This is a genomic window from Steroidobacter sp., assembly GCF_016790065.1.
Taxonomy (GTDB): Bacteria; Pseudomonadota; Gammaproteobacteria; order Steroidobacterales; family Steroidobacteraceae; genus Steroidobacter.
This window is the reverse complement of sequence record NZ_JAEUPY010000446.1, coordinates 1-1,740: the sequence shown is the minus strand read 5'-3', so window position 1 is coordinate 1,740 and position 1,740 is coordinate 1. Positions and strand designations below refer to the sequence as shown.

Sequence of the window (1,740 nt, the reverse complement as noted above, 5' to 3'; positions counted from 1 at the left end):
GCAGCCGCTGAACGATGGCCGACTGTATGCACCGTTGATGAAGCAATCCAGCTACGCGCCGTTCGTACAGGCGGAGCTGGATGTGACGACGTGGCTGAAGTTGCGCGGTGGCGTGCGCTATGAAGATCTCTCACTGGACATTCCCACGTTCACGACGATTCCCGCTTCGGTGACCTTGCCTGGCGGGAGGCGTGTCGAAGGCGGGACGCTCGGATACTCGGAGACGGTGTTCAATTTCGGTGCGGTCGTTGACGTAACGGACAATATCAGCTTGTTCGCGGGCTACAGCCAAGGTTTCTCGGTGGCTGACATCGGTGGCTCGTTGCGCACCACCACGGTGAGTTCGGTCGAGGCCTTCAGTCCCAAGGCACAGCTGATCGATAACTACGAAGTCGGCATTCGCGCGCACGTTGGCCCGGTGCAGGGCAGCTTCGCGACGTTCATCTCCAAGTCCAATCTCGGTGCGACCTACGCCATCGGCACGTTCGTAGTCATCCGCGCCAATGAGAAAGTGGATGGCTATGAGGCCACGCTCGACTGGACGGTGACCGACAACATCAAAACCGGCGCGACCTACACGCACACCGGTGGCCTGCGCGATCTGAATGGCGATGGAGAGCTCGATGAGCGCCTGGATACGACGCGCATCGGTCCGCCGAAGCTCACGGCTTATGTGGACTACCTGCCGTTGCCTGATTGGACTGTGCGGTTGCAGCTGATGAACGCCAGTACCATCAATCGTTTCCCGAATGATCCGCGGCCCATTTCCGGGCGGGCGAAGATCGAAGGATATACGCTGGTGGATCTGACAACGTCGTTCCCGTTCTTGGGTGGGACACTCGGTATTGGTGTGAAGAATCTGTTGAACGAGGACTACTTCACGCTCTCCTCGCAGCGCCAAGTCAACAACGCCCAGTATGTTCAGGGTGTGGGGCGCACCGGCACGATCACGTACACGGTTCGCTATTAATATTGGGAGAAGCCATGCTGGCGGAGCAAAGAGTTGAGCCCGAGATGATTGGTGAGTCAGCGCCGGCCGCGGCGCCCGCGTCTCCGCCGCCACGCAAGGCCTTGCCTCCATTCGAGTCGCTGCGCGCCTTCGATGCCGTCGCCCGGTTTGGCGGCGTCCGGCGCGCAGCGGAGTACCTAAATCGCGATCACGCGGTCGTAAGCCGGCATTTGCGAACGATCGAGGAATGGACCGGCACGAAGCTGATGGAGCGTACGCCTAGCGGGGCGTCGCTGACTGAAGACGGCGCTCGATATCATCGGCAGATTGCCAATGCCCTCGAGTCGATAGCGAATGCGACGCTAGGCGTGATGCGCAAGGGCAATAAACGACGCTTGTGTATTCGTTGCACGCCGGAGTTGGCGTTGAACTGGCTATCCTCGCGGCTCGCTGACTTCGAGAGAGACAACGCCGATATCGATGTCGAAGTGTGTCCTGCGGATCGCAGCTTCGATGCACCTGCTCACTACGCAGATGTCGAGTTCCGATTCGTCACCGACTATGGTGATCCCGCCGCCAAGCGGCCAGGTTACAAAGTACTTGATATTGCGCGAGCCCGGGTTATTAGTGTGGCCAGTCGCGACTATCTCGCACGTGTGATGCAGATCCGACAGCCGAGAGATTTGCTGGCTCATCAGTTGTTGCGTGAGGAGAACTACGATCGCTGGCGAAGCTGGTTCGCCGCTCATGGCGTGGCCGAAGATCTTGAGCTGAGTGGGCCGCGCCTTTGG

At 59.6% G+C, this 1,740-nt stretch carries 2 protein-coding genes; both read left to right on the top strand.

Translation table 11 applies throughout. The features are described from left to right. On the top strand, positions 1–970 hold a 970-nt coding region (locus JNL55_RS18785; RefSeq protein WP_293857068.1), incomplete at its 5' end, for a TonB-dependent receptor domain-containing protein. A 14-nt stretch (positions 971–984) separates the two neighbouring features. Further along, positions 985–1,740, top strand: a 756-nt coding sequence (locus tag JNL55_RS18780) for a LysR family transcriptional regulator (RefSeq protein ID WP_293857065.1), incomplete at its 3' end; no start/stop codon positions are given.